The following is a 6,336-nucleotide window of genomic DNA, read 5'->3' as shown; positions in this document are numbered from 1 at the left end:
GGGAAAAATTGTCTGGTTACAAGCAATGCGGTCAGGTAAATTAATGCCAAGAGCAACACCACCAGCTAACAGTAAAAGTGAAGCGATCAGGAAGAAACTCCAGAAATTAAGTAACTCCCCGTACTCTTTCACCTTGCGGAAAAACTCCTGACGCTTCTTAACTTTGAGCTGAAATTTCCTTTCCATCAATTCCTGTTGCTTTCTTTGCAGCACAAGAGCGTACTCTTGCCTACCCAGCACTATTATTAATCGACTGTAAATATAATTATCTACCACCCATTCTAATCCTCTTCCACCTGTGGTAGTGCCTGGTAAAGTTCCGTTGGCGGTAGTTCCGTTAGCGCAGTTACTGGCAAAAAATCTCGACTACGTGATTTCCTCCCCTGAACCATTTCTTCAACAAGTCGGTCAATTTCTCCCTTTTCTTGAAGCTCCCTTAGTTTTTGATAAGTCATCATGTTAAATGCGGTTTCAACCTGTTCTAGTTGATTTTCAACTATTTCGGGAATCTGTTCCACAATCCGATAGGCTTGATTACTACTTTGATTGGCAATTATTTCCATCAACTTTCTCCTTGTATCATCGGTTTGTGGACTAGCTACGCCGAAATGTACAGCTACCTCAGCTATAGTTTTACCTTCCCTAATCAGCTCACAACCTTGTGCAAATTTACTCACTTCTTTAGGTGTATAAGTATCTTTTTCGGGAAGACCACAAGCAGCAAGCAAGTCACAACCTTTCCGAAAATCAATGCTATATTCACTCATAAGGTCAGTAAAACTTTTCCCCCTAGGTTTTCGGGTGCTTTTCCTTTTCTTGGATTCTGTGGATTCACTTTCTTGGGTTATTTTTCTGGTTTCGATATATTCTCTAATCTTTTCAGCATCGCTCTCTAATTCACCTACATACTTCTGAGCTACTTCTAAAAGAATATCTTTATCATAACTAGTGTATTCTTTTTCCTCGTTGTCACCTTCCCCTGGAATTACCTCAGTCCATAAACTCCATAAATGATTTAATTGTCCATCATCAAGATTTATTTGCTGTTCGTGATTAAACTGAAGTAGTTGGTTATAAATATCTTGTTGTCTTTCCATGTTAATTCTCTGTTAAATTCTTAAAAATCTTGAACTTGAATAACTGAAATATAAGAGCCGTCATCTTGGTTCTCATTAACCTTTAACTCTTCTTGATTAATAGATTCGCCATTTTTATTGTTTAGAGTTTTCAAATCCAATTTAACCTCATCTAATTTCAGCCAATCCTCTAAAAACTTAATATGTTTCTCAAAGCAGCAAATTGTCTCTTGCATAGTTAATGGCACTAAGTCATGTTTCTTTTCATATTCATAAGCTAGAGGTAACCAAAAAGCTGCTAAAGCTTTGAGAATCATATATCTATGATAAGAAGGCATCAAGCTTTTTTGATGGGATAAGTATCTCAAAAGAGTCGCTTCAGAACTTGTTTTGGAAAGCTTAATACGTAATCTTAAGTCAAAATACTCTGTACTTAAATCATTCATAGCATCTGTAATTATTCTGTTATTAAAAATTCAACCCAACAACTATCCTACTAATGCGGGCAAAGAAGTTTTAGTTATCTGCTTTTGTAAAAATCTCAGCACTCCATATACATCAGTAAGTCTCATCGCCATTCCCTCTTCTTCTCCATTCAAGCTAAATAAAATTTCTACATCCCGCTCTAAATTAGCAGCCCAAGATAACTCAGAATTTCGGTAATCTTTGCTCAAAAACTTATTAAGTTCTTGTCGTAAATAATCAGCAGTTCCTCCACCCACAATAATTTCTTCAGCATCGTATTCCAGAACTATTTTTAGCCACTGATTCACTAATAACCAGTAGTCTTCCCTTGCTTGTTTTACCGCTAAGGCTATACACTTTGTTTCAGAGCATCTGTCAACTTCATTACTACTCAAGGCTATTCCTTTAAATTTAGATGCTGTTATCCGTCTTCCTGCTCGATACACCGCCACTAGTAACCTCTTTTCATCTTGTCCAGAAGTCCTCTGTTTGACCAAATTCAGCATTGTTGACATTCCCAACTTTTCGGTATATCCCTGAATTGTGCCTCTATGAAACTTAACTACGGAAATATCACGATAACCCATCATTATTGATAATACCTTTTTAGAATTAAATTCCTCTCTTAAAGTCTCTGCTCGCATCAATGCGTGTCCCCCTCCCTCTGGAGTACAGAGAAACTTGATTAACTCTACTTCATATTTACTCCCCCTATAATTGAAATCTGATAAAGCCATTCCCAACTGCTTCTTGAATTTCTCACTGTCTTTCCATTCCCCGTAAGGAAGAGGTACAGCTAAACTCAATTTGTAGCGATAGGGTAATTTACATTTGGAAGCAATCGCTCCCACCGCAGCTAATACCTTAAGTACAGCTGCTTCGTATTTCAATTCCTTGAGATTGACAAATCCTCGGAAATAGTTTTCAGCTAAATAGCCTACTGCATAATATTTACTTTTGTAACGTAACCAACACTCATGTTCTGCTTGTCCTCCTGTAAGTCTACTTGACTCATAATGTTCTATTGCGCTCAAACTGACCTGAGTTACCGTTGCATCCATCAACATTAACTTTGGCTTGCCGAATTCACTACCTGCAAACAAGCTATACATCACCTTTGTCAGAGATGTTCCAGGATCTAAAGCTACTATTAGATAATCAGATGTATGAATATTGGGCTTCACTTACTTTCCATTTAATAAGTTATGGCAGGTGGCAAAAGGTAGGTTAGTCAAGTAATCAATTTGTTAGAGCCAAAGCAGTAATCACTATCCGTTATAATTTGTTTCCTTCGATTCATAAGTTATCAAAAACAATTTATCCGGTAAGGTGGCATTCAACCTTCTCTTAAGGGTTCAAGATTTGAGTTATCTTAATCCTCATCTTATTTTTGCATTTTAATCATTCTTGATGATTTTTTCAACCACTTTCTTTGAGAATTATTAGCAGTTTACAAATTTTAATAATTTTGGCTTTTTTTGACCATTTAGTGGGTCACATACTGAGCCATTTAGTGGGTTATTTAATGGGTCAATTAGTGGGACAATTAGACCATTTTTCAGTTATTTTAGTTCTCCGAAGAGGGTCAAAAGCAAAATTAACCTCAAAGTTTTGAAATTTAGGCTTAAATTGGGTCATTGTTTGAGTCTTTGAATGGGTCAAATTATGTTGATTTTTTATTTTTTTCTAGTGTAAATATTTAAAGAAAATGTCCGCACATTACGCCAAAATTTTGCTAGGCTAAAATTAACCTTTTTTCAATTGAGTAAGAGAAAAATAAAACAAAATTACCTCAATAATAGTGCAAAATCTAGGTCGGTAGGAGGCAAAAAGCACAAAAATGCTTACCATGAAAAATATAAAATCAGAACAAGCTCAGCATTACTTTTCCAAAGGTTACTATGAGCGAGGGAGATGGTTTGGAAAAGGTGCTCAAAATCTCAATCTTGCAAAATATATAGAGAATAAAGAAGAATTTGACGCTCTACTCGAAGGATATTCTCCTGATAGAAAAAAGAGTCTAATGGCGCGCAGAATAAATCCTGACAAGCATAGAGCTGCCATAGACTGTACCTTTAGTGCACCTAAAAGTATTAGTTTACAAGCGTTAATAGGTGGAGATGATAGGCTTATAGATGCTCATAGAAAAGCTGTAGAAGAAGCTCTCCAATTAATGGAGTCAAGATATGCTCAAACCCGAATTTATAGAACAGGTAAACCAAGACAAAAAGTACAAACTAAATGTTTAGCCATCGCTCAATTTGACCACATCGAAACCAGAGATTTAGATCCTCATCTACACACTCACTGCGTGGTGATGAACTTTACTCAAGCAGATGATAAAAAGTGGCGCAGTCTCTCCAATGATGCTATCTATACAAATCAAAAGCTACTGGGGATGGTTTATCAACATAAATTAGCTTGCACAGTGCAACAATTAGGATATCAAACAATCCCTTTAGGTAATGGTCAATTTGAAATAGTTGGCTATGATAAAAAAGAGCTAGAAGCTTTCTCAAAGCGAAGACAAAAGATACTATCGGTAACAGGTAAAAATGCTAACTACAAGCAAAGGAATAAAGCGTGGAATATAACAAGAAATAAAAAATATCTAGTTCAACCAGAAAAGCTAAAAGCCTTATGGAAACAAGAAGGGAAAATAATCAAACTTAAATTAAATGTACCAAGTTTAACTCAAAAACTAGCACCACTGAATACATTTGAACAATATATTAGCGCCGGAATTGAACATCATTCCAAACGTTCTCTATTTCTCAAGATTGAGGATATAGAGCGCTATGTACTAGAAAGAGCCAAACCAGTAGCACTAGAAGAAGTAACAAAAAACATAGTAATCTACCCCAAGCTAATCAAAATCGATGCTAAAAATTACACCACAGAATCAGCCTTAAAACTGGAACTTGCTACTCTCAAGTTGATGTTAGAGGAGAAAGAAAAAATAGAACCTTTAATATCGGAAGAAGAATTAAACGAAACCCTATCAGAAAAAGGGCTAAAGGAAAGACAACAACTAGCTATCTTAAGAAGTTTAGGAGGTAAAGATAGATTTACTGCTTGGCGCGTCTTAACAAATCAAACCAAATGGAAAGCTTTAAAAGCAGTCAAAGAAATAGCCCAAGAAAAAGGATATCAAGTTCGGGGAATAGCTAGGGATTATGAAGCAGATTCACTAAAAACAGAAGTCGAGATGGAAACAATGCAACTGCACCAACTAGACGAAAAAATTATTTCTGGTGAAATTGGTAAAAATGAAATCTGGATAGTAACCCAAGCAGATAAACTGACTAATAAAGAAGTTTTTGACCTATTTACTAGCTCTTTCGTTTTAAAAGCAAAAGTGATTATGGTTGGACAACTAAGAGAAAGAAATTCATTTAGTAATATATTCAAATCTCTACAGCAAGTAGGTATGACTATAAATTTTCTGGATGAACCACTCATTGAACGCAAAACCAGACTACTTTGGGGCTTAGAACTTATTGGTAAAGGAGATGTACCTTCTGGAATTGAATATCTGCAAAGCTTCAATAACCGAAATCCGAACTCACTAAAAACCTTAAAAAATAGTGAGTATTCAACCCAGCAGGAAATGGCTTTATAGATAGTTCAAACGTGAATCGCTTTGTTTCTTATACAATAGAACAAGTACTCTTGAATAAAGCATTATCGATTTCAATGTCTAATCCCAAAGATGTCCTATTCCAAGCACCAAAAAGCCCCTATCAATTCGGTGCAATCGCTTATATCTGGGGCAAATTTATCCCCAACACCGAAAACGAGGGCTATAACTTTGTCAAAGGCATCTTGAAAACAGTAGAAGGATTAGAATTACTAGCATCCATTAGCCAGAGACAATGGGACAAAATCACTAAAAAAGCTAATTTTAAGGTAGAAGAACCCTATTACTGGCGATTATATTACCGCACCACCAAACAAGGATATTTAACAAAAATCAACTTAATTTCGCCGTTAATCAACCCGACTAACATCATCAACGAATCAGGGGAGACAATCGAAGAAAATAAGGATATATTCCAAATTAGAGGGAGAATTGACCGCATTTTCTCAACAGCGTTTTCGATAAGGGTGGAACGCAATGAAAAGCCTCCTGAAGGACAAGAAGACACTCCTCATTGGAAACCTTTTTGGATTACCGTTCAAGGTGATTTACCATCAGAGGCGCTAACAGAACAATTCTGGGAAATTCTCTGTAATAGAAATGGTGAATCTCTTCATCTCCTAAAAGCGACTTATATTCCCGAAGAAAACACAGAATTAACCGAAAAAGAAGCAGCACCATCACTAGAACTAGAAGTTAAGGAAAAAGAAGAACAGCCAATCAGATCAGCATCAGCATCTTCTCCTGATGATGTAGCTAAAATTAAGGGGAAAATACCCGAAATAACCATCAAATTCAGTGAGAAGCCCATTATTCCCGAACAGGGGAAGAAAGTCACTTTGGAAGTGACAGGTGAGAATAATGTTGTGGTAAAGGCAGAAATTAACCGTAAAACATTAGCCAAGCAAATACAGAAAATTGACAGTTTGGAATCAGGGGTTGCCTCTTTGTCTGGGAAACTATCGGCAATCTCAACAGATGGTACGTTAATACTGGAAGCTGCCACAGTGCAGATATTCGAGAGCAAGAAAAAAGAGGAAAAGACGGAATTGAGCGATGATGCGGCTTAAAACTCTAATCTAAGCGGCAAAAATCTGCCCAAGTTTCCCTATCCTCTGGCAACCATGTCAATGAAAAATCTTATTTATAATTCAA

6 protein-coding genes are annotated in these 6,336 nt (G+C 36.4%); 2 read left to right on the top strand and 4 right to left on the bottom strand.

The window, feature by feature from the left end; genetic code table 11:
* The 4 genes from EA365_04115 to EA365_04100 all read right to left on the bottom strand — a co-directional run.
* On the bottom strand, nucleotides 1-276 hold a 276-nt coding region (locus EA365_04115; GenBank protein TVQ47121.1), incomplete at its 3' end, for a hypothetical protein.
* A gap of 5 nt (nucleotides 277-281) precedes the next feature.
* Nucleotides 282-1,097 (bottom strand): hypothetical protein, encoded by an 816-nt coding sequence (locus EA365_04110; protein ID TVQ47120.1) that lies wholly within the window; start codon nucleotides 1,095-1,097, stop codon nucleotides 282-284.
* Between the two features lie 20 nt (nucleotides 1,098-1,117).
* A complete protein-coding gene (locus tag EA365_04105; protein TVQ47119.1) occupies nucleotides 1,118-1,522 on the bottom strand; it encodes a hypothetical protein in 405 nt (134 codons plus the stop codon).
* A gap of 42 nt (nucleotides 1,523-1,564) precedes the next feature.
* A complete protein-coding gene (locus EA365_04100; GenBank protein TVQ47118.1) occupies nucleotides 1,565-2,725 on the bottom strand; it encodes a ParM/StbA family protein in 1,161 nt (386 codons plus the stop codon).
* Between the two features lie 656 nt (nucleotides 2,726-3,381).
* Between EA365_04100 and EA365_04095 the strand changes: the two genes are divergently transcribed.
* Entirely contained in the window at nucleotides 3,382-5,163 is a 1,782-nt protein-coding gene (locus EA365_04095) for a conjugative relaxase (protein ID TVQ47117.1), read from the top strand.
* A gap of 779 nt (nucleotides 5,164-5,942) precedes the next feature.
* Nucleotides 5,943-6,251, top strand: coding sequence for a hypothetical protein (locus tag EA365_04090; GenBank protein ID TVQ47122.1), 309 nt, complete (start codon nucleotides 5,943-5,945; stop codon nucleotides 6,249-6,251).
* Nucleotides 6,252-6,336 lie beyond the last annotated feature (85 nt).

The sequence above is a fragment of the Gloeocapsa sp. DLM2.Bin57 genome, from assembly GCA_007693955.1.
Lineage (GTDB): Bacteria > Cyanobacteriota > Cyanobacteriia > Cyanobacteriales > Gloeocapsaceae > Gloeocapsa.
The sequence above is the reverse complement of the archived record's forward strand: the minus strand, read 5'-3'. Positions and strand labels throughout refer to the sequence as shown.